The organism is Pseudomonas nitroreducens, assembly GCF_010994165.1.
Lineage (GTDB): Bacteria > Pseudomonadota > Gammaproteobacteria > Pseudomonadales > Pseudomonadaceae > Pseudomonas > Pseudomonas nitroreducens.
The window spans coordinates 426,762-451,026 of record NZ_WMBX01000006.1 but is presented as its reverse complement, the minus strand read 5'-3'; the positions used below and the strand labels follow the sequence as shown (position 1 = coordinate 451,026).

At 58.1% G+C, this 24,265-nt stretch carries 28 protein-coding genes, 2 tRNA genes and 1 pseudogene; 19 read left to right on the top strand and 12 right to left on the bottom strand.

Annotated elements, in window-relative coordinates:
* The first annotated feature begins 224 nt into the window (after positions 1–224).
* The 16 genes and pseudogenes from GJV37_RS25955 to GJV37_RS25880 all read left to right on the top strand — a co-directional run bounded on the left by GJV37_RS25955 (position 225) and on the right by GJV37_RS25880 (position 11,801).
* Complete coding sequence (locus tag GJV37_RS25955) at positions 225–1,577, top strand: ATP-binding protein (protein ID WP_193453085.1); 1,353 nt, start codon at positions 225–227, stop codon at positions 1,575–1,577.
* Positions 1,574–2,539 carry an O-methyltransferase gene (locus GJV37_RS25950; RefSeq protein ID WP_193453084.1) on the top strand — a complete coding sequence of 322 codons (966 nt, stop codon included), beginning with the start codon at positions 1,574–1,576 and terminating at the stop codon, positions 2,537–2,539. Before GJV37_RS25955 ends, GJV37_RS25950 begins: the two co-directional genes overlap by 4 nt.
* 761 nt (positions 2,540–3,300) lie before the next feature.
* Complete coding sequence (locus GJV37_RS25945) at positions 3,301–3,573, top strand: hypothetical protein (protein WP_045217776.1); 273 nt, start codon at positions 3,301–3,303, stop codon at positions 3,571–3,573.
* A pseudogene (locus tag GJV37_RS29715) lies at positions 3,560–3,697 on the top strand (Arc family DNA-binding protein); the annotation flags it as partial. The gene GJV37_RS25945 and the pseudogene GJV37_RS29715, both read left to right, overlap by 14 nt.
* Positions 3,698–3,719: 22 nt before the next feature.
* Positions 3,720–4,064, top strand: coding sequence for a lysogeny maintenance protein PflM (pflM, locus tag GJV37_RS25935; protein ID WP_193453095.1), 345 nt, complete (start codon positions 3,720–3,722; stop codon positions 4,062–4,064).
* 434 nt (positions 4,065–4,498) lie between these two features.
* Positions 4,499–4,933 carry a DNA-binding protein gene (locus GJV37_RS25930; RefSeq protein ID WP_193453083.1) on the top strand — a complete coding sequence of 145 codons (435 nt, stop codon included), beginning with the start codon at positions 4,499–4,501 and terminating at the stop codon, positions 4,931–4,933.
* A gap of 16 nt (positions 4,934–4,949) precedes the next feature.
* Entirely contained in the window at positions 4,950–5,171 is a 222-nt protein-coding gene (locus tag GJV37_RS25925) for a hypothetical protein (RefSeq protein ID WP_193453082.1), read from the top strand.
* 1 nt (position 5,172) lies between these two features.
* On the top strand, positions 5,173–5,424 hold the full coding sequence (locus tag GJV37_RS25920; RefSeq protein ID WP_193453081.1) for a hypothetical protein: 252 nt from the start codon (positions 5,173–5,175) through the stop codon (positions 5,422–5,424).
* A gap of 12 nt (positions 5,425–5,436) precedes the next feature.
* Positions 5,437–5,679 (top strand): major capsid protein, encoded by a 243-nt coding sequence (locus tag GJV37_RS25915; RefSeq protein WP_193453080.1) that lies wholly within the window; start codon positions 5,437–5,439, stop codon positions 5,677–5,679.
* Positions 5,680–5,819: 140 nt separating this feature from the next.
* A complete protein-coding gene (locus GJV37_RS25910; RefSeq protein ID WP_193453079.1) occupies positions 5,820–7,034 on the top strand; it encodes a hypothetical protein in 1,215 nt (404 codons plus the stop codon).
* 5 nt (positions 7,035–7,039) lie between these two features.
* Positions 7,040–7,396, top strand: coding sequence for a DUF2523 family protein (locus tag GJV37_RS25905; RefSeq protein ID WP_193453078.1), 357 nt, complete (start codon positions 7,040–7,042; stop codon positions 7,394–7,396).
* A 3-nt stretch (positions 7,397–7,399) separates the two neighbouring features.
* Entirely contained in the window at positions 7,400–8,683 is a 1,284-nt protein-coding gene (locus GJV37_RS25900) for a zonular occludens toxin domain-containing protein (RefSeq protein ID WP_193453077.1), read from the top strand.
* Positions 8,684–8,922: 239 nt separating this feature from the next.
* The gene (locus GJV37_RS25895) at positions 8,923–10,215 is read left to right on the top strand and encodes a hypothetical protein (RefSeq protein ID WP_193453076.1); all 1,293 of its coding nucleotides are present in this window, start codon (positions 8,923–8,925) and stop codon (positions 10,213–10,215) included.
* Positions 10,181–10,477 carry an AlpA family transcriptional regulator gene (locus GJV37_RS25890; RefSeq protein ID WP_343044086.1) on the top strand — a complete coding sequence of 99 codons (297 nt, stop codon included), beginning with the start codon at positions 10,181–10,183 and terminating at the stop codon, positions 10,475–10,477. The genes GJV37_RS25895 and GJV37_RS25890 overlap by 35 nt, the downstream gene beginning before the upstream one ends.
* Positions 10,474–10,686: a MerR family transcriptional regulator gene (locus GJV37_RS25885; RefSeq protein ID WP_193453075.1), complete on the top strand. Its 213-nt coding sequence runs from the start codon at positions 10,474–10,476 to the stop codon at positions 10,684–10,686. The genes GJV37_RS25890 and GJV37_RS25885 overlap by 4 nt, the downstream gene beginning before the upstream one ends.
* Complete coding sequence (locus tag GJV37_RS25880; protein WP_193453074.1) at positions 10,686–11,801, top strand: tyrosine-type recombinase/integrase; 1,116 nt, start codon at positions 10,686–10,688, stop codon at positions 11,799–11,801. The genes GJV37_RS25885 and GJV37_RS25880 overlap by 1 nt, the downstream gene beginning before the upstream one ends.
* Before the next feature lie 372 nt (positions 11,802–12,173).
* Here the strand turns inward: GJV37_RS25880 and GJV37_RS25875 are convergent.
* The 10 genes from GJV37_RS25875 to GJV37_RS25830 all read right to left on the bottom strand — a co-directional run bounded on the left by GJV37_RS25875 (position 12,174) and on the right by GJV37_RS25830 (position 20,687).
* Positions 12,174–12,250 (bottom strand) — tRNA-Pro (locus tag GJV37_RS25875).
* Between the two features lie 85 nt (positions 12,251–12,335).
* Positions 12,336–12,692: a MerR family transcriptional regulator gene (locus GJV37_RS25870; RefSeq protein WP_015476661.1), complete on the bottom strand. Its 357-nt coding sequence runs from the start codon at positions 12,690–12,692 to the stop codon at positions 12,336–12,338.
* On the bottom strand, positions 12,673–12,975 hold the full coding sequence (ihfA, locus tag GJV37_RS25865; protein WP_003090661.1) for an integration host factor subunit alpha: 303 nt from the start codon (positions 12,973–12,975) through the stop codon (positions 12,673–12,675). The genes GJV37_RS25870 and ihfA overlap by 20 nt, the downstream gene beginning before the upstream one ends.
* A gap of 3 nt (positions 12,976–12,978) precedes the next feature.
* Positions 12,979–15,357, bottom strand: coding sequence for a phenylalanine--tRNA ligase subunit beta (gene pheT, locus GJV37_RS25860; RefSeq protein WP_193453073.1), 2,379 nt, complete (start codon positions 15,355–15,357; stop codon positions 12,979–12,981).
* Positions 15,358–15,391: 34 nt separating this feature from the next.
* Positions 15,392–16,408 (bottom strand): phenylalanine--tRNA ligase subunit alpha, encoded by a 1,017-nt coding sequence (gene pheS / locus GJV37_RS25855; protein ID WP_170859713.1) that lies wholly within the window; start codon positions 16,406–16,408, stop codon positions 15,392–15,394.
* A gap of 97 nt (positions 16,409–16,505) precedes the next feature.
* Positions 16,506–16,862 (bottom strand): 50S ribosomal protein L20, encoded by a 357-nt coding sequence (gene rplT, locus GJV37_RS25850; RefSeq protein WP_003099086.1) that lies wholly within the window; start codon positions 16,860–16,862, stop codon positions 16,506–16,508.
* A 21-nt stretch (positions 16,863–16,883) separates the two neighbouring features.
* Complete coding sequence (rpmI, locus tag GJV37_RS25845) at positions 16,884–17,078, bottom strand: 50S ribosomal protein L35 (RefSeq protein ID WP_017516491.1); 195 nt, start codon at positions 17,076–17,078, stop codon at positions 16,884–16,886.
* A 60-nt stretch (positions 17,079–17,138) separates the two neighbouring features.
* Positions 17,139–17,690 (bottom strand): translation initiation factor IF-3, encoded by a 552-nt coding sequence (infC, locus tag GJV37_RS25840; RefSeq protein WP_169887484.1) that lies wholly within the window; start codon positions 17,688–17,690, stop codon positions 17,139–17,141.
* Positions 17,690–19,612, bottom strand: coding sequence for a threonine--tRNA ligase (gene thrS / locus GJV37_RS25835; protein WP_037015433.1), 1,923 nt, complete (start codon positions 19,610–19,612; stop codon positions 17,690–17,692). Before thrS ends, infC begins: the two co-directional genes overlap by 1 nt.
* Positions 19,613–19,853: 241 nt before the next feature.
* Positions 19,854–20,687 carry an alpha/beta fold hydrolase gene (locus GJV37_RS25830; protein WP_170859714.1) on the bottom strand — a complete coding sequence of 278 codons (834 nt, stop codon included), beginning with the start codon at positions 20,685–20,687 and terminating at the stop codon, positions 19,854–19,856.
* 256 nt (positions 20,688–20,943) lie between these two features.
* Here GJV37_RS25830 and GJV37_RS25825 point away from each other — a divergent pair, with 256 nt between their 5' ends.
* Both GJV37_RS25825 and GJV37_RS25820 read left to right on the top strand, forming a co-directional pair.
* Positions 20,944–21,297 (top strand): histone-like nucleoid-structuring protein, MvaT/MvaU family, encoded by a 354-nt coding sequence (locus GJV37_RS25825; RefSeq protein WP_024763161.1) that lies wholly within the window; start codon positions 20,944–20,946, stop codon positions 21,295–21,297.
* 443 nt (positions 21,298–21,740) lie between these two features.
* Complete coding sequence (locus GJV37_RS25820) at positions 21,741–21,965, top strand: hypothetical protein (protein WP_017516486.1); 225 nt, start codon at positions 21,741–21,743, stop codon at positions 21,963–21,965.
* A gap of 68 nt (positions 21,966–22,033) precedes the next feature.
* Here GJV37_RS25820 and GJV37_RS25815 read toward each other — a convergent pair whose 3' ends face one another.
* A complete protein-coding gene (locus tag GJV37_RS25815; protein ID WP_170859715.1) occupies positions 22,034–22,555 on the bottom strand; it encodes a DUF4946 domain-containing protein in 522 nt (173 codons plus the stop codon).
* Between the two features lie 139 nt (positions 22,556–22,694).
* Positions 22,695–22,771, bottom strand: a tRNA-Val gene (locus GJV37_RS25810).
* Between the two features lie 186 nt (positions 22,772–22,957).
* Between GJV37_RS25810 and GJV37_RS25805 the strand changes: the two genes are divergently transcribed.
* Positions 22,958–24,241 (top strand): NAD(P)/FAD-dependent oxidoreductase, encoded by a 1,284-nt coding sequence (locus GJV37_RS25805; protein ID WP_054911130.1) that lies wholly within the window; start codon positions 22,958–22,960, stop codon positions 24,239–24,241.
* Positions 24,242–24,265 lie beyond the last annotated feature (24 nt).

Here is a 24,265-nt window from a genome sequence, read left to right as displayed (position 1 = left end):
GTTCGGCCCGATGAGAGAAGGTTTGGGTGTTGGCTTAGAGTTAGCCAGGTTGGCTCATCTTCACTGTGATGGGAGTGAGGTATAACAACTATGCAAGTGAGTGCTCTCGTATGCGCTAACCTAACTCCAGGGGCCACACCTGTCCGTAGGTCGGGAGACGACCAGCAGGGCCTTCACTGATGCCATATTGGCTTCATCAGATTTGGTGACAAGGAGTGTGCGAAGTGGCAGATGAACTGGATAAAAAGGGCAGTATAAACGCCCATCCAACGAAGGCATTCTTTGTGGATATGCTTGTGAAAGATATTCCTCTTGAACAAGCGGTTCTAGATTTGGTTGATAACTGTATAGATGGAGCCAAAAGGCTAGCTCAGTCGTTACCAGCTTCGGCGACACCCTATCAAGGGCGAAAAGTTGAGATAACCTTTGATAAAGAAGAGTTCAGGATAGTCGATAATTGTGGTGGGTTTAGCACAGATATCGCACGGAACTATGCCTTCCGCTTTGGTCGCCCTAAAGAGGCGCAGCAAACTTCACACTCAATCGGCCAATTTGGCGTCGGAATGAAGCGAGCTCTATTCAAGTTTGGAAAGCATTTCTCTGTTTTATCGGCCACTCAGGCAGAAGAATGGGCTATTGATGTCAATGTCCCTGAATGGGAGTCTGACGAAGAAAACTGGACTTTCCCGTGGTCAGAATTTTCTTCGGAAGTTATTTCGACAGAGTCGCCGGGCACGGAGATAGTAGTAACTGACCTTCGCTCCGAAGTGGCTTTTCGATTTTCTACATCTCTCTTTTCCAACTCAATTATTGGGTTGATAAAATCAAAGCATAGACAGTTCATTGCTGAGGGGTTACAGGTTTTTGTTAATGGGACAAGGATAGATGCAACAAATATCTATTTATTGATGACGGATAAGCTAAAGCCAGGGAAAGATGCCTTCGAATTTGACCTTGGTGAGGCGAAAGTTTCAGTAAGTATTATTGTTGGAGTGGGGCTGTCCTCTCCAAGAGAAGCAGGCTGGTATGTAATATGTAATGGTAGGGTTGTTCTTGAGGCTGATCGTAGGAATGTAACTGGTTGGGGGGTCCTTGAAGAGGAGGCGGGTAGAACGATGATGCCTGCTTTCCATAATCAATTCGCGAGATTTAGAGGGATTGTCTCCTTCGACTCCGAAGATTCTTCTAAGGTCCCGTGGAATACCACGAAGACGGATGTTGATTTAGATAGTGTCGTTTGGATTAAGACTTTCCATCGGATGCTGGAAATGATGCGGCCTGTGATAGATTTTTTGAACGAGTTGGATAGCGATATTGATGAGTTTACTAGAGAGAAAAGCCCCTTATTAGATCACGTTTCGAAAGCTGCATCGGCCCGCCCTGAAAGTATAACAAATAAATCTGATTTTATTGCTCCCGCACGAGGCAGTATTGAGAAAGGCCCTAAGTATGTGAAGATTCAATACTCTCGAAAGCTTGAAGACGTACAGTTTCTACAAGATGCTCTCGGGGCTCCATCTGCTAAGGCAGTCGGAGAGGCGTCCTTTGATCTGATTCTTAAGAGGCACAAGGAATGAGTGCAAGCTTTCGTAAGATTGATTACTCACTCCGGCCTGCGAAGTACGCAGAAAGGAAAATGCTAGTTGAGGTCTTAAGAAGGCTCGCCGCCTACCAACCGGTCGAGGACTACAGTTACATTGGTTTTGGTTCGGTATGGTTTTCTGATTTCACTCTTTTTCACAGGGCGTTAGGAATTAGGGATATGGTTTCTATAGAGCGCGTAGACAGTGCTCGGGAACGAATTGAAGCCAATAAGCCCTTCCAAATTCGAGTGGACTATTCGGACTCTTCGCTTGCATTGACGCGATTAGATTGGACTAAACGGTCTATAGTTTGGCTTGATTATGATGAGCCACTCGTTCCTTCTATGTTGCAAGATATTAATACCGTTGCGGCTAGGTGTAAGTCCGGTTCTTTAATTGCGGTTTCGGTGCAATGCATGAAAGCTCCTGAGTATGCAGAGTACGAAAGGGATTCTGCTACTGATGAGCATTCATTAGGTGCTATCGAGCGTTTTATACAGCGCTTTGGGCGAGAGCGTGTACCTCAAGGCGCTTCAGACGAGGACCTGACCTCCTGGCCATATGGTCGCTTGGTTCGTGGTATGTTCAAGGCAGAATTAGAGAGAACTCTTGGAGCACGAAGTATCGGTAACGTTGAAGAGTTCGAGTTCCAGTTGATTTGCGAAATCGAGTATCAAGACGATGCCCGCATGACAACTTTAGTAGGCTTGGTTGTCTCGGGGGAGGATCGACAGCGTTTTCACAGCTGTGGTTTTGATCGGCTTGATTTTATGTCGGAGGCAGGCGCTCCGATTAAAATTGAAATGCCAAAGCTCACTATTAGAGAGCTGCGTTATCTTGAGCAACAACTTCCATCAAATGGAGCTCTTAACTTAGGAGCAATCCCAGAGTCAGACGCACGTAAATTTGCCAGAATGTATCGTTATTTTCCAAATTTCGCTGTTATGGAGAGTTAGAGCTATTTTTTCTTAATGGCCTTATGAGGCCGCAAGGCGGTTTTTTATTGATCAATTCGAAAGAGATTCTTCTAGTCTTACGAGGCGAGAGCCTGAAGACTTAAAGGAGCGCGGCGGGGTGAATGTGGATTTTTCTTCAGCTTTGCCAGTATCGTCGAGTAATGAAAAGCATAAAGAGCTGGCTAGAAATTATTTTAATTAAATCCAGCTCCAATAAGAATATTCTGAAAGTTATAGCGACTCTTATTTCATCCTCATCACCTTACGTTTGCCTAAATAGATATTATCGGCTGCTTCTGCCTCACTTCTCCTTGGCGGCCTTCTTTCGGGCAAACCAACGCCTAGCGACCGTCTGAGTTATCTCTATCCCGCGTCTTGTCCGGCCAAGTTTCGATCAGCTTCATCGTACTCAGGGCTAATTTCCCCATTGGCTGGGTCAACCCTGCCCGTGCGCAACCATAGAGAGTACTGAGGGTAGTGCTCTGCAATGAGATCAAGCTCATTGGTACGGAGGTTTGCCCTCTTGTCGTACCGGATGGTTTTGCACCGTTCTTCCTTTATGCCCGTGGCTAGGCCTACTTCACGATGGCCCAGCTTAGACATAAAGATGCGAACTCTTTCCTGTGTTGATTCCATATTGGTCTAAAAAGATGATGTTGAATTATTCCACTCTTCGCGGGGAGTGGTAATATTCCACACGTCTTGTGGAAATATTCCACCTGCTCGATATGTGCAGGTAGCCGCGATTATAGGGGGTTCACATGGAAGAGTCTGGAATAGTGGGGTTCACCGTCACAGGTGCGATGGAAAAGGTCACGGACTTCCGTACCGCTCCGTTCTGCTCCCAGGCGGTATTCGCTCAGATGCTGGGCCTGGAGGACATCACGGAAGACGTGGTGCGTGGCTGGGTCGAAACCAAGACCGTGCCGACCGCCAAGATCGGCCGCCGCCGCGTCATCAACCTCCACAAAATCCGCCGCGACCTCGACCGGGGTAAGTCGATCTTCTGCCAAGGGGATTATGACGATGAATGACGCCCGGTCCTTCTCCCAGTTCAAGCTGCGCATGCCCCCTGCCCTGCGCTCCCAGGTTGAGCAAGCCGCCGAAGCTTCCCTGCGCTCCCTGAACGCCGAACTGGTCCTCCGCCTTCAACAGAGCTTCGAAGGGGAGGTGCCCGCCGATGTTTCCGAGCAAGTACCTGCATCAACCTCATCCCGCGTCCTGTACCTGCTCTGTATGCGAAGCGGATCGCATCCTTCGGGCTCAATCAGATCCGGAAGACTCCAGCCGATTCACTCGCTGCAGCCAGTGCCGCCCTACGCGGGTATTCACGGTCGTTGGGACCATGAGTCTGGTATCCGGTGTCTGGAGGCTGGTCTCCAGTACCTATCGTGTGGAGCCGGGATTTACCTGCGTGAAGCATCAACCCGCACGCCGTCCCCCGAAGTACTGGCACGTTATCTACGACAGCGGCAGGCCGACGCCCTTCGTACCCGTGCGCGAGCCATTCGAGCTGGAGGGCTGAACCATGGTCTATAACCCGATCCCGCACCTGATCTTCTGGCTCGTTTTGCTGGCGGTTGGCGCTGTAGTTGGCCGCTACCACGCTCGCCACACCATCCCGGCATGGGCCAATCAGGTCCAGGGCCGCCGCACCGGCTTGTCCGAACGCGTTTTCCCGTTCGGACAAACGGAGCGCCGGGCGAAGCGCACCCTTGACCGTCCCCCTCCCTGAATAGCCTCCGCTCGGGAGTGAGGGGCAGCACCACCGCCCCGCGCTCCTGAGCCCTCGGCGGCGAGAGCGGGATGACAAGGGCAGAGCCCTTTGTGTTGCCCCCACTCACCGCCAGCAACACCGCAAAACCCAGGCACCACCACACCCGCTGAAAGACGGCCATCAACGCGCCCAATTTGCAGCAGCGGGCCAACTCATGCCCGAAAAAGGCAAAGGAGCTTCAGATGAACATGTTTGCAACCACTGGCGGCGTCGTTGAACTGTGGGTCATCCAGACCGATACCTTCACCTCCAAAACCTCCGGCGAAATCTACGCCAGCGTTCAGGCCATTTCGCCGATCCCGGATGGCGCTCGCGGCAATGCCCGTGGCTTCGAAATCACCCAGTACGACATTGAGCCAACTCTGCTCGACGGCATCGTCTTCGAAGGCTCCCCGGTGCTCTGCAAGTTCGCCAGCGTCGTCCGCCCGACCAAGGACCGCTTCGGCAACACCAAGAACACCCAGGTGCTCACCGAGCTACTCGCCACCGGCAAAGACGTGCACACCCCTGCACCGAGCCGCCAGCCGCAACCCCAAGCACAAGCCCAGCGCCCGACTCAGCAGCCAGTCAGCGACAAGCCCGCCGCTGACAAACCCTCCGACACCAGCAAGTCCTGACGGGGAGGGTAGGTAGATGAAAGCGCCGCTCCGCTTCGCCTTCGGCTGGGTTCTGTACGTGGCAATTCTTTGCGCGGTATCGCCGGCCGTGCGTGCGGTGCGCGAATTCCTCCAACCCTACCCGCTGGATTCCGTAATCGCCGTGGTTGCGGCGGCGTTCGCCTTCTTCGCCCTGTGGTGGTTCGTCCTGCGCTCGTTCTGGTGCTGGTGCGACCGCCCGCGCAAGGAGGCCCGCTGACATGTCAGGCGTGGTTGCCATTCAGGTCTGCACCAGTTGGGCGTCCACGGCGGACGGCCTGATGCGCTGCCAGCAGATCGAGTGGCAACAGGCCTACCTCATTCCGCCCGAGGCCGCAGGTTACGTCGACCTGCTGGTCAACGGCGGGTTCTCCCCGGAAGCCTTCGGCATCGGTGCTGCGGGTGTCCTGGGAGCCTTCGTGACGGGACTGATCACTGGCTGGGTCGCGTCACTTCTTCGTAAAGCCAAGTAGAGAGGAAACACCATGAACGCCATGAAACAACAGATCGCCAAGTTCAACCCGATCCGCTCGTTCCGCAACGTCTGCATCGCGGGTGCCGTCACCGCCGCGACCACGATGCCGGCCTGGGCCATCGACACCGCCGCCGTCGAAGCCTCCCTCAAGGATGGCGGCGACAAGATGGAAGTGATCGGCACCGCCGTGGTGGGTGCCCTGGTCATCCTGGCTGTGGCCGGACTGATCTACAGCATGTTGCGCAAAGCGTAAGTGCTCTGGTCGGTGTGGTTGGGGGCGTTCTTCGCCGGCGCCTTCATCACCGGGTACCGATGCGGCGAATTCTTCTGACTCGCACTGATGTGCCGAACCTGGACCCCGCTTCGGCGGGGTTCTTTTTTGGAAAGTCCGCCATGAATTTACGGCTGATCCTCTCCGCGCTGATGCTGCTCTTGGCTGGTCTGTCTCCCGTGGCATTCGCGGCCACCTATCAATGGAAGATCACCAGCACCGGGAGCATTTACAACAGCCCGCTGGAGGCCTGCGATTCCCGCTTGGGCGTCATGCAGGCTACGGGGAACTACACCGGGGAGCGAAGCGGCTTCGATAGACGTTCACCTACCCAGTACTACTGCTCCTACTGGAACAGCAGCGGCAAGGTGAACATCAGTTCGTGGCTGATCGATCGAATTGGTGACAGCTGCCCCGAGGGCCAGGTCTACGACGATACCGTGGGCGTCGACAAATGCGTCGTCGACAAGCCCACCGACGCCGAGTGCAAGACTCGCGACAAATACACCAAGGCCGTGCAATTCGTCTTCACCGATGGCGGTGCGGTGCTCGATCTCGACCCCGAAATCAAAGACGGCTGCGTGTATGAGCCCGGCTCGCCGGAGAACTGCAACGACAACGTTTGCACCGTCGATATGAATCCGGTGGGTAACGACGACATGTCGGATAACCCGGACAACCCTGATCAGCAGTTGCAGGACTACCTCGACGAACTCGCCAAGAAGTTCGAGTGCAAGAAGACCGCGAACGGCACGGTCGGCTGCACGGGCGCGCAAACCACCCCTCCCGATATCGACCCCGACGACAAATGCCCCCCTGGCTATTCGTGGTCGGGTACCGCTTGCTTCCCCACTACGGGCGGCGGCAATGAAAACCCCGATGGCTCTGGCGGCAATACCGGTGGTGGCGATGGCGGAAACAACGGGGGCGACGGCGGCACCAACCCCGGCACGGGCAACGGTGACGGCGGCGGCTCCACGGGTGGAGGCACGGGTGGCGGGGATGGCGGCACCAATGGCGGCGACGGCCCGAAGCAATCGCTGGGGCAGCCCAAGCAAGGCAACTGGGATGAAGCGCTGGAGACGTGGACCGCCAAGGTCGACGCAGCCAAGAAAGAGTTCTCCGAGAAGATCAAAGACAACGCCGACCAGCTCAAGGGCGTGTTCGATCTGAACCTCGGCGAGGGCGGCGGCAAGCTCCCGTGCGGCTCCTTCGTGGCCTGGAAAAAGACCTTCAGCCTCTGCTTCACCGAGTACGAAGAAAAACTCTCCTACCTGCGCTACGCGCTGATGTTCATGGCATCGGTGCTGGCGGCGTTCGTCATTCTGAAGGAGTAAGTCTCATGGAATGGTTATCCAGCTTCTTTGACCAGATCGTCCTGTTCTTCCAGTGGATCTGGGAGTTCATGAGCCAAGGGATTTACGACTTCATCAAGGATGGCTTTGTCGTCGCAACGCAGTGGGCGATGTACAGCGCGCTCCAGTCGTTTCTGTTCCTGCTCGACATCAGCTACACCGTGGCGCGCGAGCTGATCGACAGCCTTGGCGTCTCCAGCCTGGTCCGCTCCATGTACGCCACGCTTCCCGGCCCACTGGCGGCCGCACTGCAATTCCTCGGGGTGCCGCAGGCGCTCAACATCATGTTCTCCGCCCTGGCCACGCGCTTTTGCATGCGCTTCGTGCCGTTCATTGGGAGGTGATCCGTGTCCATCAAGATTCACCACGGCCCCAACGGCTCCTACAAAACCTCCGGCGCAATTCAGGACGATGCCGTCCCCGCCCTCAAGGAAGGCCGCGTCATCATCACCAACGTCCGGGGCTTCACCCTGGAGCGCGCTTACACCGTGTTCCCCGATCTGCCCAATACGGCGCAGATCATCAACCTCGATCTCGAATCGTTGGCCGACCTCGAAAAGATGCGCACGTGGTTTCAGTGGGCACCGCGGGGCGCGTTCCTGATCTTCGACGAAACCCAGCTGCTGTTTCCCAAGTCCTGGCGCGAAAAGGACCTGGAGAAGTTCGACTTCCCTGGCGGTCCCGAGGCGGCACACGAAGCGGACCGCCCCATGGGCTGGCTGGATGCCTGGACCCGGCACCGTCACTTCAACTGGGACATCGTCCTGACCACACCCAACATCAGCTACATCCGCGACGACATCCGCATGACCTGCGAGATGGCCTACCGGCATTCGAATCTCGCCGTCATCGGCATCCCCGGCCGGTACAAGGAGGCCCAGCATGACGCCCAGCTCAACCGACCCCCAGCTGACGGCACCATCATCGAATACAAACGTATCCGAAAGCAGACCTTCGCCCTCTACCAGTCCACCGCCACCGGCAAGACCCAGGACACCAAAGCCGGCAAGAGTCTGCTCCGGTCGCCTAAGTTGGTTCTTCTACTGGCACTGCTGGCCGGCACTGTTGGCTATGTCAGCGTTAATTGGCCTAGCAGCCTCCTGCGTTCCGAACCTGTTCAGCAAACTGCTCAGCCTGCTGCTGTTGCTCACCCGGCCAGTGGGCAAGGCGCTGGGCTGGCTCCTGGGCCGCGTCCTGCTGCGAATAGCGCTCTTCCTGTTGGTCTTGTTGGCGCTGGGCTGGCTGGGCCGCCTCCTGACCTGAGCGTGCATCCCTTCGCCGGCCGGCAGATCGCCGTGGCGGCCCGCGTGAAAGGCATCGTGAAGGGCATGCAGCGCGAGATGTACATGTTTGTCATCACCGATGCTGAAGGGCGACGGCTGATGCTCAATTCCTGGCAGATGGGCGAGTCCGGCTACGGCGTAAAGGCCCGCTCCGAATGCGTGGCCGAGCTGTTCTACGGCGACTACCACGAAACCATTGTGTGCGCAGGAAGCTTCCCCAAGCCGGCGCAGATGCCTGCCACACCGCCCGCCATCGCCCCGCCAGCAGCGCCTACAGAGCCTGCTCAGACGACGCTCACCATCGTCCCCGACTCCGAATACCCGGCACGCCCCTGGAGGACCCAATGACCCTGCACGGCCTCATCAACGCCCTCGGGCTGCTCGCGCTCGCGTATGCGCTCGGCTTTCTCACCGCCCTGCAGGTCATGCAGCCGGTGGCGGCGTTCCCGTTTTGAGTCGGCGAGCTGCGCCGCCGGCCGGGAGCGCCAGGCACGAGCGGTAGGCCGAAGGCGCGGCCGACGACCCTGTAACACGTCGGATAGCTAACGAGTAAGCACCTCAATAAACCTCATTGAAGGTACGAAAGAATGAAAAAGGCAGTTCACCCCCTTCGCTTGATCCTCAAGGAGAACGGGGATTTTTATGAGTCGTCCGAAGGACGGATTTTCATGGACCCGAGCAACGGCAGATTTGCTGACCTGTCGGGTGTGCGCCTGCTGCGCTGTGGCGTCGATACCGTGCGGCAGCTGTACAACGGCATGATCCGGCCGGAAGTGATGGCGCTATTCGATGAGCCAGAGGATCTCGTCAACTTTGCCGGCTACAAGTGGGCCAAGGGCCGCATCGGTCGCGACTCGGGCTACCAGTACCGTCTGCAGAACGCCGACATGGGGCTGATCCTGCTGATCAAGAACCATAACGTGAAGCTCGAAAACATCGGCCCGCACCTCAAGATTGAAGTGTCGCCACACGCCCTGGATGGTGCCGATCCGAAGATCCTGCAGGGCGTAATGGATGATCTCGCCGCTGGCGTGCTCTCGGCCTGCGAGGTGAACCAGTGCGCCGTCCACATCGCCCTCGACGTCCAGGGCTGGACCCCACCCGTGGACTTCGTGGATCGCATGCACTGCCGTTCCCGGCGTGTACGCCAGATCAGCGGCATCGACCGCATCGAGTACGACGGCAACGCCTCGGTCTATGGGCGTGGTGAAACCTTCATGTTTGGCTCGGCCAACGGCCTGCAAATGTGCCTGTACAACAAGACGCTACAGGCGAGAGCGACCGACAAGCTCGACTATTGGGAATCGGTGTGGGCGTCCCTGAATGGCGATCCCTTCGGCGATGGTGAACCTGCCTTCAACCCGCTGGAAACCGTATGGCGCATCGAGTTCCGCTATCACCACTCCATCATCCAGCAATTCTCCGAAGGCTCCACGATGTCCTCCGGCGAGGTGATCGGCTGCCGTACCTATGAGGGCATTTGCCCTCACCTGCAAGGCCTCTGGCAGTACGCCTGTGACAACTACAAGCTGATTTCCCGGGAAGGGATCTTCGACGCCTTCTGGTCGCTGATCAGCCTCGACACCCAGGTTCAGGTGGAAGCAGATCCGCTCATCGAGCGCACCGAATACCGCCGCTACTACAAGACCGCACAGGGCTTCTCCGGCAAGAACTGCGAGATGTTCCTGGGCCAGTTCGCCAGCCTGATCGCACGGGAGCGCATCCCGCCAAAAAAAGCCTTAGAGGTCGGGCGTACTTTGCCCTTTTGGCACGTGATCGAGGATCACTACACCGCCAAGGGCTACAGCACTCGCGACCTCGAAAAGCACGTCATTGGACTCATAAATGATCGCTACATCAGGCGGGGCTACGCCATTTGATGACATCAGCGGATCAAGTAGCAGCGATGGAGTAAGAGAAATGGAATCGAAGGCACGCACTCGCAGAATACTGCGCCTACCCGAGGTGATTCATCTTTGCGGCATCAAGCGCTCGACCATCTATCTCTGGATGAGCACGGGAGCGTTTCCCAAGGCCAAACAGATTGGCCCATCGATAGTGGGGTGGGACTCCCTGGAAATCGATCAGTGGATCTCCGCTCGACTCAATGGAGAGGACTGGAAGCCTGAGGGGGAAGCATGAGCAGAGAACTGATCAAGATTGCCGAGTTTCAGCGTCGGTACTGGGGAGCAAATGGCACGCCGCTCTGCAGTCAGACAATACGTAACCAGATCCGAAATGGTGATATTCCGGGCGTCAGGATCGGCAAGCTTTGGTATGTCGATTGGCGAGCGTTCAATAAGGGGACAAGCAACGAACTGGTCACCATGGTGCTTAAGGACCACTGCTGATGTCACCGCGTCCTCGCAATAAGGCAAATAGATCCCTTCCGCAGAATCTCTACCTCGATAGTCGGCGTGGGACTTTCAGGTACAGGCGCCCTACTGATGGTGTCTGGTTTCAATTCGGAAAGGATCGGCTCAAGGCAATTGACGCTGCCAAACAACTGAATCTCACCTTCATGGAGGGTGCCGACTTGGTTGCCAAGGTTAAAGGCCTGGCTACAACCTTGTTCGTCGACTTTCTGGATTACTACCAACGCGAAGTATTGCCGCCAAGGGAGTTGGCAAAGGCCACCCTGGAACTCTACGCCGTGAGATTCAGGCAGTTCCGAGCAGCCTGGCCGTCTAAGGCCGTGGATGAAATCACTCTTCGAATGGCCGCAGAACTACTCGATGGTTTAACCCCGCGAGCCGCCAACCAAGCCAGAGCCCTACTTATCGATATCTTCAACCATGCCGCCGCCAAAGGACTATGCCCGGATAATCCTGCAACCGGGACTATCCCCAGGATCGAAAAGAAGCAGCGGAAGCGTCACACCGGGGATGGACTCAAGGCGATCAGAGAACAGTCTCCGACCTGGCTGCGGAACGCGATTGATCTTGCGCTAATCACTGGCCAACGGCGATCAGATATCTTGTCCATGAAATTCGACGATGTCCGGGACGGGTTTCTGTACGTCATCCAGCAGAAGACAGCCAAGGTATCGGATGCCGCGTGGATCCGCTTCCGTGTAACCCGCGAGCTGCAGGATGTATTGGATCGGTGTAACGATGGCATCCCCTCCCCCTTCCTGATCCATCGGCGACCGGACCGGAAGCTGGGGCTTGCTGACCGAAAGGATCATTGGACGAAGATCGATGGGCGTTATCTGTCCAGGGCATTTAAGGAAGCGCGGGACGCTGCAGCCTGCTATTCAGGATGGAAAGACGAAGAGATGCCGGGCTTCCATGAGATCAGGGCCCTGTCGCTGCATTTGTATAAGAAGGCAGGGAAAGATGGCCAGAAGATCGCTGGGCATGCCAGCGTGGAGATGACGAAGAACTATCAGCGTGACCATGCTGAGGTGGTTTGGTCTGACGCAATTCCCGACCTAGACCTGAGCATTATTATTGGAGACAGTTAGTCCGGCAGGGACAGGAAAAACGCAATGCCCGCGGAGAACCCCACCACAGCAGCCCCCATCGCAGCCCAAGTGTTTAACTGCAGCGACATGGCCGTTATTTCAGAAATTACAGTGGCAACGTGCTCAGTTTGTGCAGGATCAATACACAGAGGCCGGACAGAATAGCTATAAGCAATCTGTTGCTGATCCGCAGATAGGTACCAGAACCAGCCCGACATGACACTCGCTATCGCCGCCACCAAGTTGCAGCTCCAGCGAACGACTATTCTCAGAGATTCCAGCACTTTTTTGCGCTCATATTGCGCCAGTTTTGCGCAAGCCAGAAATGAAAACGGCCCAAGCACTGTAAGTACTTGAGCCGCTTATCAAATTTGGTCGGGACGGAGTGATTCGAACACTCGACCCCTTGCACCCCATGCAAGTGCGCTACCAGGCTGCGCTACGCCCCGACGTTGCTTTTGAGTTCCCTCAGAAGCGGATCGCACTATACCCCAAACATTTGTATTGGAGAAGTGCTTTTTTCATTTTTTTCAGTTACTTGCGCAGCACATGCAGTACATCTTCCAATTCGGCGATCATCTGCCGGATCAGTTGCTTATATTGGGTGGCGTCCTCGCGTGCTTCGTCGCCGGTGAGGCGCTGGCGAGCGCCGCCGATGGTGAAGCCCTGGTCGTAGAGGAGTGCGCGGATCTGACGAATCATGAGCACGTCCTGGCGCTGGTAGTAGCGCCGGTTGCCCCTTCGCTTGACCGGATTGAGTTGCGGGAACTCCTGTTCCCAGTACCGCAGCACGTGCGGCTTCACCGCGCAAAGATCGCTCACTTCACCGATGGTGAAGTAGCGCTTGCCCGGAATGGGGGGCAGCTCGTCGTTATGACTTGGTTCCAGCATAAGCCTCAACCCTGGCCTTCAGTTTCTGCCCTGGACGAAAGGTGACGACGCGCCGGGCTGTGATCGGGATTTCCTCTCCCGTCTTTGGGTTGCGTCCGGGACGCTGACGCTTGTCGCGCAGATCGAAGTTGCCGAAACCCGACAACTTCACCTGCTCGTTATGCTCCAGCGCCTGGCGGATCTCTTCAAAAAAGAGCTCCACCAGTTCCTTGGCTTCCCGCTTATTCAGGCCCAGCTCTTCGTACAGACGTTCAGCAATTTCAGCTTTCGTCAGAGCCCCCATACGCTACTTCCTTAACGTGGCGTTGAACCTTTGTTCCAGCGAGGCGACGATATTCTGCGTAGTCGCGTTCACCTCGTCATCATTAAGAGTGCGTGATGGATGCTGCCAGGTCAAGCCAACGGCCAAGCTTTTTCTAAGCGGATCAATGCCTTTACCGTGGTAGACGTCAAACAACCTGAGATCCGTCAGCCATTCGCCCGCCGTTTCACGGATATTGGCCAGCACGAACTCGGCCGGAGTATCCAGATCGACGATCAGCGCCAGGTCACGACGTACTTCGGGGAAGCGCGACAGTTCGCTGAATTTCGGCAGACGACCCTTGGCTACTTCGGCCAGGACCAGCTCGAAGAGGTACACAGGGCGATCCAGGTCCAGCGCCTTGGCCAGTTCCGGGTGCAGCGCGCCGATGTAGCCGACCAGCAGGCCATCGCGCTCGATCTTGGCGGTCTGGCCCGGGTGCAGCGCTGGGTGTTCCGCTGGGGAGAAGGTGAAGGCTTCGATGGCGCCGGCGTTACCCAGCAGCGCTTCGACGTCGGCTTTCACGTCGAAGAAGTCGACGCTCTCGCGACCATTCGCCCAGCCTTCCGGCTGACGTGCACCGCAGACGACGCCGGCGAGCATGTTTTCCTGCACCAGCCCTTCCAGTTGACCGACAAAGCGCAGGCCGCTTTCGAACAGGCGCACGCGGGTCTGCTGACGGTTGAGGTTGTGCTGCAGGGACTTCACCAGCCCCGGCCAGAGCGAGGCGCGCATGGCGGCCATGTCGGCGGAGATCGGGTTGGCCAGCATCAGCGGCTCGACACCGGGGTGGAACAGCTGGAACAGCTTGGGATCGATGAAGCTATAGGTGATGGCCTCCTGGTAGTCACGGGCGACCAGCAGGCGGCGCAGCGCCGGCAGCTCGGCCTGGGACTCGGACTTGGTGTTCGGTGCCAGGCGCGCCTGCGGGTAGCGAACCGGCAGACGGTTGTAGCCGTACAGGCGACCCAACTCTTCGATCAGGTCGACTTCGATCGATACGTCGAAGCGATGGCTCGGCACACCAACGGTCCAGGCATCGGCACCGGCTTTCTGGACGTCGAACTCCAGGGCGGTGAGCAGACGCTCGATCTCGGTGTTTTCCAGGGTCATGCCCAGCATCTGGGTAACGCGCTCGGCACGCAGGGTAACCGGAGCAACCTTGGGCAGGTCCGCTTCACTGAATGCTTCCACGATCGGACCAGCTTCGCCGCCGACGATCTGCAACAGTAGCTCGGTAGCACGCTCCATGGCGCGACGAGCCAGTTGCGAGTCCACGCCACGCTCGAAGCGATGCGAGGCATCGGTGTGCAGGCCGTAGGAACGAGCCTTGCCAGCAACAGCAATGTTGTCGAAGAAGGCGCTTTCGAGGAACAGGTCGCGCGTCTTGGCGCTGACGCCGCTGTGCTCGCCCCCCATCACGCCGGCAATGGCCAGGGCGCGTTCGTGGTCGGCAATCACCAGGGTGTCGGCACGCAGGGTGACTTCCTGGCCGTCGAGCAGGACGAGCTTCTCGCCCTCCTCCGCCATGCGCACGCGCACGCCGCCCTTGATTTCATCGAGGTCGAAGGCGTGCATCGGCTGACCCAGTTCGATCATCACGTAGTTGGTGATGTCGACGGCGGCGTCGATGCTGCGAATGTCGGAACGGCGCAGGCGCTCAACCATCCACAGGGGAGTCGGCTTGCTCAGGTCGACGTTACGAACGACGCGGCCGAGGTAGCGCGGGCAGGACTTGGGCGCCAGCAGCTCAACACTGCGCACCTCGTCGATCTGCGGGGCAACGGCGTTGACCACTACCGGCCTGACCTCGGCGCTGTACAGCGCGCCGACTTCGCGAGCGAGACCGGTCAGGGACAGGCAGTCGCCACGGTTCGGGGTCAGGCCGATCTCGATGGAGGCATCATCCAGTTCGAGGTAGTCGCGGATATTGGCGCCCACCGGCGCATCCGCGGCGAGCTCCATCAGGCCGGCGTTCTCTTCGCTGATTTCCAGCTCTTTGGCCGAGCAGAGCATGCCGTTGGATTCAACGCCGCGCAGCTTGGCCTTCTTGATCTTGAAGTCGCCCGGCAGTTCGGCGCCGATCATGGCGAAGGGGATCTTCAGACCCGGGCGCACGTTGGGCGCGCCACAGACGACCTGGAAGGTCTCCGAACCGTTGCTGACCTGGCAGACGCGCAGCTTGTCGGCGTCCGGGTGCTGCTCGGTCGACAGCACCTCGCCCACGACCACGCCGCTGAACTGGCCAGCAACCGGGATCACGGCGTCGACCTCAAGGCCGGCCATGGACAGACGAGCCACCAGCTCGTCACGGGATACCTGCGGATTTACCCAGCTCCGCAGCCACTGTTCACTGAATTTCATCCTGCTCTCCTAAATGCGTTGACGGTCGTGCGGGCTAGCGGAACTGGCCGAGGAACCGCAGATCGTTGTCGAAGAACAGGCGCAAGTCGTTCACGCCATAGCGCAGCATGGCCAGACGCTCGATACCCATGCCAAAGGCGAAGCCCTGGTATTTCTCGGGGTCGATGCCAGACATGCGCAGCACGTCAGGGTGGACCATGCCGCAGCCCATGACTTCCAGCCAGCCGGTCTGCTTGCAGACGCGGCAGCCTTCGCCGCTGCAGAGCACGCACTGGATGTCGACTTCCGCCGAAGGCTCGGTGAAGGGGAAGAAGGACGGACGGAAGCGGACGGAGAATTCCTTCTCGAAGAAGGCGCGGAGGAATTCCTCGATGGTGCCTTTGAGGTCGGCGAAGCTGACGTCTTCATCGACCAGCAGACCTTCGACCTGGTGGAACATGGGCGAGTGGGTCAGGTCGGAGTCGCAACGGTAGACGCGGCCCGGGCAGACAATGCGAATTGGCGGCTTCTGGTTTTCCATGGTGCGGACCTGTACCGGCGAGGTATGGGTGCGCAGCAGCATGTTCGCATTGAAGTAGAAGGTGTCGTGCATGGCACGAGCCGGGTGGTGGCCCGGAATGTTGAGCGCTTCGAAGTTGTGGTAGTCGTCTTCGACTTCCGGACCCTCGGCCACTTCATAGCCGATGCGGGTGAAGCACTGCTCGATGCGTTCCTTGGTGCGGGTGACCGGATGCAGGCCACCGGAGGACTGGCCACGGCCCGGCAGGGTCACGTCGATGCGTTCGGCTGCCAGCTTGGCGGCGAGGGCGGCGCCCTCCAGCTCAGCCTTGCGGGCGTTCAGAACATCCTGAACCTTTTCCTTGGCAACGTTGATCAGCGCGCCGACCTTGGGGCGCTCTTCGGCCGGCAGGTCGCCCAGGGTCTTCATGACCTGGGTCAGCTCGCCTTTTTTGCCGAGGTAGTGAACCCGGATCTGCTCCAGGGCGTTGACGTCTTCGGTGTTTCGCACGGCGTCCAGGGCCTGCGAAACCAGCGCGTCCAGGTTTTCCATGTACCAACTCCAGATACAAAATAGGGGAAGAGCGGTAAGGCTCTTCCCCTATCGGTGACGTTACGTCCGGACCGAGATCCGGTAACTGTCGTGGGGCTTAAGCCAGGCTGGCCTTCGCTTTCTCGACAATCGCGGTAAACGCCGCTTTTTCGTTCACAGCCAGATCGGCCAGTACCTTACGGTCGATCTCGATGGCCGCCTTTTTCAGGCCAGCGATCAGACGGCTGTACGACAGACCGTTCTGACGAGCACCAGCGTTGATACGGGCGATCCACAGGGCGCGGAACTGACGCTTGCGCTGACGACGGTCGCGGTAGGCGTATTGGCCTGCTTTGATTACCGCCTGCTTGGCAACACGGAACACGCGCGAGCGCGCGCCGTAGTAGCCTTTTGCGAGCTTCAGAATCTTTTTGTGACGACGACGGGCAATTACGCCACGCTTAACACGAGCCATTTATTTATCCTCTACCAGAAATCAACGCAGACGCAGGGAGCGCGCTACACGGCGAACGTCGGAAGCAGCGAGCATCGAAGTGCCGCGCAGCTGACGCTTACGCTTGGTGGTCATTTTGGTCAGGATGTGGCTCTTGAAAGCGTGCTTGTGCTTGATGCCACCAGCAGTCACTTTGAAGCGCTTTTTGGCGCCACTCTTGGTTTTCATCTTTGGCATGTTTAGTACTCCGCATTCGTTAACAACTGATAACCATCAGGCCTGCCAGTGCCCGGGAGGTTATTTACGCTTCTTGGGAGCGATGACCATCATCAGCTGGCGTCCTTCCAGCTTAGGATGCTGTTCCACGGTGCCGACTTCGGCGAGGTCGTTTTCGACTCGCTTCAACAGCTCCATGCCCAGCTCCTGGTGGGCCATCTCACGACCACGGAATCGAAGCGATACCTTGGCCTTGTCCCCTTCATTAAGGAAACGTACCAGGTTGCGTAGTTTTACCTGGTAATCCCCTTCTTCCGTCCCTGGACGAAACTTGATTTCTTTGATCTGTTGCTGGTGCTGGTTTTTCTTCGCAGCAGCGGCTTGCTTCTTCTTCTCGAAGAGGTGCTTGCCGTAGTCCATGATGCGGCAGACAGGAGGCACCGCATCAGCAGAAATTTCCACCAGGTCCAGCTTGGCCTCGTCGGCTAGACGGAGGGCCTCGTCGAGGGAGACCACGCCAATCTGTTGACCGTCGGCACCAATCAGACGCACCTCACGGGCGGTGATGTTTTCGTTGATCGGTGGTTTCGGGAGAGCCCGCTTATCCTGTCTCATTTCACGCTTAATAATGATTACTCCGAGTCTTGGCGACCACGCCGGGAAACCGCCTGAGCGAGAAGCTCCGCGAACTGGGCGACCGGCATCGAGCCGAGGTCTGCCCCTTCGCGCGTACGTACGGCGACGGCCTGCGATTCAACTTCCCTATCACCAATAACCAGCAGATAGGGAACCTTGAGCAAAGTATGCTCGCGGATTTTAAAGCCAATTTTCTCGTTTCTCAAGTCAGACTTGGCACGGAATCCGCTTTGCTCGAGCTGACGCACCACTTCTTCGGCCCATTCGCCCTGCTTGTCAGTGATATTCATCACCACCGCCTGGGTCGGTGCGAGCCAGGCCGGGAACAGACCGGCGTAGTGCTCGATCAGCATACCGATGAAGCGTTCGAACGAGCCGAGGATCGCGCGGTGCAGCATGACCGGACGGGTACGGCTGTTATCTTCGGCGATATAGCTGGCATCCAGGCGCTCCGGCAGGTTCGGATCGTACTGAAGGGTGCCGCACTGCCAGTTACGGCCAAGGCAGTCCTTCAGGGTGAACTCGATCTTCGGACCGTAGAAGGCACCTTCGCCCGGCTGGTATTCCCACTCCAGGCCGGATTCGTTCAGAGCGTCGGCCAGAGCACTTTCGGCCCGATCCCACAGCTCTTCGGAACCGACGCGCTTGGCCGGACGGGTGGACAGCTTCATGGAGACATCGCTGAAACCGAAGTCCGAATAGACCTGCAGGGTCAGCTTGATGAAGTCGGCCGCTTCCTTCTTTACCTGCTCTTCGGTGCAGAAGATGTGCGCATCGTCCTGGGTAAAGCCACGTACACGCATGATGCCGTGCAGCGCGCCGGACGGTTCGTTGCGGTGACACGCGCCAAACTCGGCGAGACGCAGCGGCAGGTCGCGGTAGGACTTCAGGCCCTGGTTGAAGATCTGCACGTGGCATGGGCAGTTCATCGGCTTAACCGCGAAGTCGCGGCTTTCCGACGAAGTGGTGAACATGTTCTCGGCGTAGTTGGTCCAGTGGCCGGAGCGCTCCCACAGGATGCGGTCGACGACCTGCGGGGTACGAACCTCCACGTAACCGTGGTCGCGCTGCACCTTGCGCATGTACTGCTCGAGCACCTGATAGACGGTCCAGCCGTTCGGGTGCCAGAAGACCATGCCCGGCGCTTCTTCCTGGAGGTGGAAGAGGTCGAGCTGCTTGCCGATACGGCGGTGATCGCGCTTTTCGGCTTCTTCGATGCGCTGGATGTAGGCAGCCAGCTGCTTCTTGTCCGCCCAGGCGGTGCCATAGACGCGCTGCAGCTGCTCGTTTTTCGAGTCGCCACGCCAGTAGGCGCCGGAAATCTTGGTCAGCTTGAAGGCTTTCAGGAACCGGGTGTTGGGCACATGCGGGCCACGGCACATGTCCACGTACTCCTCGTGGAAGTACAGGCCCATGGCCTTCTCGTCCGGCATGTCGTCGATGAGGCGCAGCTTGTACTCCTCACCACGAGCCTTGAAGGTCTCGATGACTTCGGCACGCGGCGTCATCTTCTTGATGACGTCGTAGTCCTTCTCGATCAGCTCGGCCATGCGCTTTTCGATGGCGGCCATGTCTTCCGGCGTGAAGGGACGCTCGAAGGCGATGTCGTAATAGAAGCCTTCGTCGATCACCGGGCCGATGACCATCTTGGCGGTCGGATACAGCTGCTTGACCGCGTGGCCCACCAGGTGAGCGCAGGAGTGGCGGATGATTTCCAGCCCGTCCTCGTCCTTCGGGGTAATGATCTGCAGAGTCGCGTCGCTGTCGATGATGTCGCAGGCATCGACCAGACGGCCGTTGACCTTGCCGGCCAGGGTGGCTTTCGCCAGGCCCGCACCAATGGATTGCGCCACCTCGGTCACGCTGACCGGATGATCGAAGGAACGCTGACTACCGTCGGGAAGAGTAATGATGGGCATGGCGCCTCCTCTCCTAGTGGTGACCCCTACGAAAGGCCACATGGGTTGGGATGTGCCAGTAAGCGTCGCCCGCCGGGCAGGCCTGCCTCACAGTGGCAGGCGCCTTGTCGGCACCCTGCGCTTTCGCGCGCGGACGTAGATCACTGGAAGAAATCGAAAACCTGATCGCAAACAATAGCGGACAGGGCGCTGGATGTTACTGCAAGTTGCGCAAGCTGACGAGCGCAGAGCCTGACTTCGCTCAGTACTGATCGACAAATTCCAGCACAGCGCGATTGAAGGACGCCGGACGGATCACATTCATGCCATGGGAGGCGCCGGAAATCGTCACCAAGCGCGCATCCGCAAGACTCAGTTGCAGCGCCTGGAGGATTCGCGGAAACGGCTCCGGACTTCTGGCTCCGCCGATCAGCAATACTGGCAACTGCAACTGCGATATCGACTCCCGATTAATAGGCGCAGGATGATCGGCAACCTGCCCAACCAAGGTCATGGCATTGGCCGTCGCCATTTCACGAAACTGTGCAGATGACCTCGACCAGACTCCCGCCCCACTGACAGTATCGACAAAGAGCTGCAACCCTCCTTCAACATCTCCCTCGCGAATCATTCCAAGCGCCTGCTGGCGAAACTGATTGCGTTCGACAGGAGATACCGGCGCTTCAATATTTGCTCCAGTGAAGACATTGTCCGCAAAGTCTCCACCTGGATCAGCCAGCGCCAAAGAGAGCAATTTATGCGGAGCCATCAGTGCCACTCGCAAACAGATGTTGCCGCCCCGCGAATGCCCCAGCAGATGGACCGGCGCAGGTAACTGGTCGATCAAGGCGAGAAGATCATCAACATGCTGTTCCGTCGAAAAGCCAATCCCCTGGCCGCCCCATTGCTCCGGGAAATAATGGCGCAAGCTGGGCACGATCACACGGTAACGGGCAGACAAGGCTTCGACCTGTGCCTGCCAATAGCGGTAGTCGCAAAGCGACCCGTGTACCAGCAGCAGGGGCACGCCCTGCCCGGCAACCTGGCACGTCAGTTCATAGTCATTGACCCGGTATTTCACAATCTCGAAATTCATCCAGCACCCACAGGCAACGCACCACAATAAATCACACAGGATTTGCAGGGATTACTCAGCCCGAACGAAACCCAACCACACCCTTTAGCCCGCGCATTATCCCCAATCACTCAATTAATCCACCAACCCTTCATCCGCTGATTACATTTAAAGTGTGTTTTCCCAATCGCAACAATTCATATATTCAGTTGACGCGAACAATCACCAGAACACAGAATCGCCCCGTACAAATCACCCTACATACGGGAGCACCCAGATGTCCAAACTTGCGGAATTCCGCGAAGCCGAGCGCAAACTCCAGGAACAACTCGCCCTGCTCGAGAAACTCAAGAGCGATGGCGGCCTGAAAAAGGAACTGGAGTTCAAGGATCAACTGCAAGCCTTGATGGACCAGTACGGCATGAACCTGCGCAACGTCATCGAGATTCTCGACCCGCAGACTTCCACCGAGCCCGCAGCCGCACAGCCGGCGCGCCGCACTCGCCAACTGAAGATCTACAAGAACCCGCACAATGGCGAGACCATCGAGACCAAGGGCGGCAACCACAAGACCCTGAAAGCCTGGAAACAACAGTACGGTGGCGACACCGTGGAATCCTGGCTGCAGTGAGTCCGATTGTTCCGCGGAGCGCTCCCGCTCCGCGGAATCTCTCACCCTCCCAGAAGGAACTGACCGGCGGCTGTATAAAAACTAGCCATCGTTAGCAGAAATCCTTATAATCCCCCCAGCGAAAACCAAACCCAAGGTCGCCCCTCCCAGCACTCCCTACCTGATCCAGGGCAGAAGCTGGGGTCTACAGGGCCACGGCCAGCGCATCCTCCGCATCGATTCCAGAGCACGCCAACCGTGCCAGGAAAGCTTGCCCGAGCGACCAGCGCCCCACGTCAAATCACCTGCAATTACCCAACACCGCAGAGTGACGCGAACCGACCCCCAAGTTTCCAATCGCTGCCATATCCCGGTCATACGTTTTCTGCATTCTCAGATCGCAACCGGAGCTTTTGACGATTTCGACGGTCATAGGACCGTTACCTATTTGGAAAGACAAGACAATGAAAACCTCCCCGCAAATCCTGGAGGCGATTGGCACCCTCTCGGCGGCCTTCGCCCCTCTGAACTGCGTCATCCAGGCCAAGCGCAAGCATGGCTTCAGCTTCACCCTGGTCAACGAGCATGGCATCGCCAAGCACACCGAACGCCTCTACCCCCAGCAATATCAGGGCGAGGCGCCGCTGAACGCGGTGATCCAGCGAGTGCAAGCCACCATCGCTGCCTGAGCCCGGAATCGAAAAAGCCCCGCATGAGCGGGGCTTTTGCTTTTCTGCCATCCATATAAAGGAAGAAGTCAGCGCAGGCTGATGCCCGCCTTCACCGTCTCGATCTCCTGCAGCAATTCCGCATAGCGCTGCGCAGGCGCCGCATAGGTCAATGAATAGGCCGCGCCATCACCCAGCGCCACCTGCACGGTCTGCTTGAGCACTTCAGTGCCGTTCTGGCTGATCCCGCAATGCACCTCCAGACCCTCCAGACCACCAAGCAGGGTATCCAACGGCTTGCTGCAAGCCGCCTGGAAGCCCTGGCGCATGAAGTCCTTCTGCAACGCCTTGCGCATCTCGACGATGACATTCTCGGCACTGACCCTGACGCCGGAGCCGAGCCGACTGCGCGTGACCTCCATGACCAGGTCTTGAGAACCGTCTTCAGCCAAGCGCACGCCGCGTTGACGAACCACTGGCGCGTCCGCTGCCGCATCAACCGGCGAGCGCGACACTTCCCAACCCTGCGGCCAGATCACCTGCATTTCCGCCAGCGCCGGCAACGGCACCAAGAGCGCACCGAACAACAACCAGGATCGCAGACCGAGCATCACCACCTCCGACCATCAGCCAGGAGAAAACATAGCAGGCGCGACATCCCCCCCTGCAGAGAAGCCACTTTCCTAAAGACAAACAAAAAGGGCGATCCTTTCGGATCGCCCTTTCTGAAATCGCCGAAGCGATTATGTTTGGTAGGCACAATTGGACTCGAACCAACGACCCCCACCATGTCAAGGTGGTGCTCTAACCAACTGAGCTATGTGCCTGTCGTGTGGGGCGCATTCTACGCGATCGTTTTCACCGGTCAAGCACTTTTTTCAGCTAAGCCACTGAAAAAGTGAATTTTTTTATGTTCGACCGTCCGTAAATTATTTTGCACGGGCACTAGCCGGCCAGATTCGACTCAGGTAGCATCCGCACATCTCGTAAAAAATAACAAACACAGGTGCATTATGCCGCACACTTCCTACCCCTCTTCCTATTACGCAGCTTCGGCCAACCCGGTCCCGGCCCGTCCTGAACTGCAGGGCGAGGTGGAAACCGATGTCTGCGTGATCGGCGCTGGCTACACCGGCCTGTCGACCGCCCTGTTCCTGCTGGAAAACGGTTTCAAGGTCACCGTACTGGAAGCCGCCAAGGTTGGCTTCGGTGCGTCGGGCCGTAACGGCGGCCAGATCGTCAATAGCTATAGCCGCGACATCGACGTCATCGAGCGCTCCGTTGGCGCCAAGCAGGCCAAGCTGCTGGGCGACATGGCCTTCGAAGGCGGCCGCATCATTCGCGAGCGTATCGCCAAGTACAACATCCAGTGCGACCTGAAGGACGGCGGCGTGTTCGCAGCCCTCAGCGCCAAGCAGATGGGCCACCTGGAGTCGCAGAAAAAGCTGTGGGAGCGCTTCGGCCACACCCAGCTGGAACTGATGGACGCCAAGCGCATCCGCGAAGTCGTGGGCACCGACAGCTATGTCGGCGGCATGCTCGACATGAGCGGCGGCCACATCCACCCGCTGAACCTCGCCCTGGGCGAAGCCGCAGCCGTGGAATCCCTGGGCGGCGTGATCCACGAGCAGTCCCCTGCCGTGAAGATCGACCGTGGCGCCAACCCGGTCGTGCACACCCCGAAGGGCCGCGTGAAAGCCAAGTTTATCGTGGTAGCCGGTAACGCCTACCTCGGCGGCCTGGTGCCGGAGCTGGCTTCCAAGTCCATGCCGTGCGGCACCCAGGTGATCACCACCGAGCCGCTGAGCGCCGACCTGGCCAAGTCCCTGCTGCCGACCGACTACTGCGTCGAGGACTGCAACTACCTGCTCGACTACTACCGCCTGACCGGCGACAACCGCCTGATCTTCGGTGGCGGCGTGGTCTACGGTGCGCGCGATCCGTCGAACATCGAGGCGATCATTCGTCCGAAGATGCTGAAGGTCTTCCCACAGCTGAAGGACGTGAAGATCGACTTCGCCTGGACCGGCAACTTCCTGCTGACCCTCTCGCGTCTGCCGCAGGTTGGCCGCATCGGCGACAACATCTATTACTCCCAGGGCTGCTCCGGCCACGGCGTGACCTACACCCACCTGGCAGGCAAACTGCTGGCCGAGGTGCTGCGTGGCCAGGCCGAACGTTTCGACGCCTTCGCCACCCTGCCGCACTACCCCTTCCCGGGTGGTCGCATGTTCCAGGTTCCGTTCTCCGCGATCGGCGCCTGGTACTACACCATGCGCGACAAGCTGGGCATCTGACGCCTCGCTTCAAACCGCACGAAG

What these genes read in the sequence shown, in the direction of transcription:
- GJV37_RS25950 (WP_193453084.1), top strand. Translation starts at nt 1,574, where the DNA reads ATGAGTGCAAGCTTTCGTAAGATTGATTACTCACTCCGGCCTGCGAAG.
- GJV37_RS25945 (WP_045217776.1), top strand. Translation starts at nt 3,301, where the DNA reads ATGGAAGAGTCTGGAATAGTGGGGTTCACCGTCACAGGTGCGATGGAA.
- pflM (WP_193453095.1), top strand. Translation starts at nt 3,720, where the DNA reads ATGTTTCCGAGCAAGTACCTGCATCAACCTCATCCCGCGTCCTGTACC.
- GJV37_RS25930 (WP_193453083.1), top strand. Translation starts at nt 4,499, where the DNA reads ATGAACATGTTTGCAACCACTGGCGGCGTCGTTGAACTGTGGGTCATC.
- GJV37_RS25925 (WP_193453082.1), top strand. Translation starts at nt 4,950, where the DNA reads ATGAAAGCGCCGCTCCGCTTCGCCTTCGGCTGGGTTCTGTACGTGGCA.
- GJV37_RS25920 (WP_193453081.1), top strand. Translation starts at nt 5,173, where the DNA reads ATGTCAGGCGTGGTTGCCATTCAGGTCTGCACCAGTTGGGCGTCCACG.
- GJV37_RS25915 (WP_193453080.1), top strand. Translation starts at nt 5,437, where the DNA reads ATGAACGCCATGAAACAACAGATCGCCAAGTTCAACCCGATCCGCTCG.
- GJV37_RS25910 (WP_193453079.1), top strand. Translation starts at nt 5,820, where the DNA reads ATGAATTTACGGCTGATCCTCTCCGCGCTGATGCTGCTCTTGGCTGGT.
- GJV37_RS25905 (WP_193453078.1), top strand. Translation starts at nt 7,040, where the DNA reads ATGGAATGGTTATCCAGCTTCTTTGACCAGATCGTCCTGTTCTTCCAG.
- GJV37_RS25895 (WP_193453076.1), top strand. Translation starts at nt 8,923, where the DNA reads ATGAAAAAGGCAGTTCACCCCCTTCGCTTGATCCTCAAGGAGAACGGG.
- GJV37_RS25890 (WP_343044086.1), top strand. Translation starts at nt 10,181, where the DNA reads ATGATCGCTACATCAGGCGGGGCTACGCCATTTGATGACATCAGCGGA.
- GJV37_RS25885 (WP_193453075.1), top strand. Translation starts at nt 10,474, where the DNA reads ATGAGCAGAGAACTGATCAAGATTGCCGAGTTTCAGCGTCGGTACTGG.
- GJV37_RS25880 (WP_193453074.1), top strand. Translation starts at nt 10,686, where the DNA reads ATGTCACCGCGTCCTCGCAATAAGGCAAATAGATCCCTTCCGCAGAAT.
- GJV37_RS25870 (WP_015476661.1), bottom strand. Translation starts at nt 12,692, where the DNA reads ATGCTGGAACCAAGTCATAACGACGAGCTGCCCCCCATTCCGGGCAAG.
- ihfA (WP_003090661.1), bottom strand. Translation starts at nt 12,975, where the DNA reads ATGGGGGCTCTGACGAAAGCTGAAATTGCTGAACGTCTGTACGAAGAG.
- pheT (WP_193453073.1), bottom strand. Translation starts at nt 15,357, where the DNA reads ATGAAATTCAGTGAACAGTGGCTGCGGAGCTGGGTAAATCCGCAGGTA.
- pheS (WP_170859713.1), bottom strand. Translation starts at nt 16,408, where the DNA reads ATGGAAAACCTGGACGCGCTGGTTTCGCAGGCCCTGGACGCCGTGCGA.
- rplT (WP_003099086.1), bottom strand. Translation starts at nt 16,862, where the DNA reads ATGGCTCGTGTTAAGCGTGGCGTAATTGCCCGTCGTCGTCACAAAAAG.
- rpmI (WP_017516491.1), bottom strand. Translation starts at nt 17,078, where the DNA reads ATGCCAAAGATGAAAACCAAGAGTGGCGCCAAAAAGCGCTTCAAAGTG.
- thrS (WP_037015433.1), bottom strand. Translation starts at nt 19,612, where the DNA reads ATGCCCATCATTACTCTTCCCGACGGTAGTCAGCGTTCCTTCGATCAT.
- GJV37_RS25830 (WP_170859714.1), bottom strand. Translation starts at nt 20,687, where the DNA reads ATGAATTTCGAGATTGTGAAATACCGGGTCAATGACTATGAACTGACG.
- GJV37_RS25825 (WP_024763161.1), top strand. Translation starts at nt 20,944, where the DNA reads ATGTCCAAACTTGCGGAATTCCGCGAAGCCGAGCGCAAACTCCAGGAA.
- GJV37_RS25820 (WP_017516486.1), top strand. Translation starts at nt 21,741, where the DNA reads ATGAAAACCTCCCCGCAAATCCTGGAGGCGATTGGCACCCTCTCGGCG.
- GJV37_RS25815 (WP_170859715.1), bottom strand. Translation starts at nt 22,555, where the DNA reads ATGCTCGGTCTGCGATCCTGGTTGTTGTTCGGTGCGCTCTTGGTGCCG.
- GJV37_RS25805 (WP_054911130.1), top strand. Translation starts at nt 22,958, where the DNA reads ATGCCGCACACTTCCTACCCCTCTTCCTATTACGCAGCTTCGGCCAAC.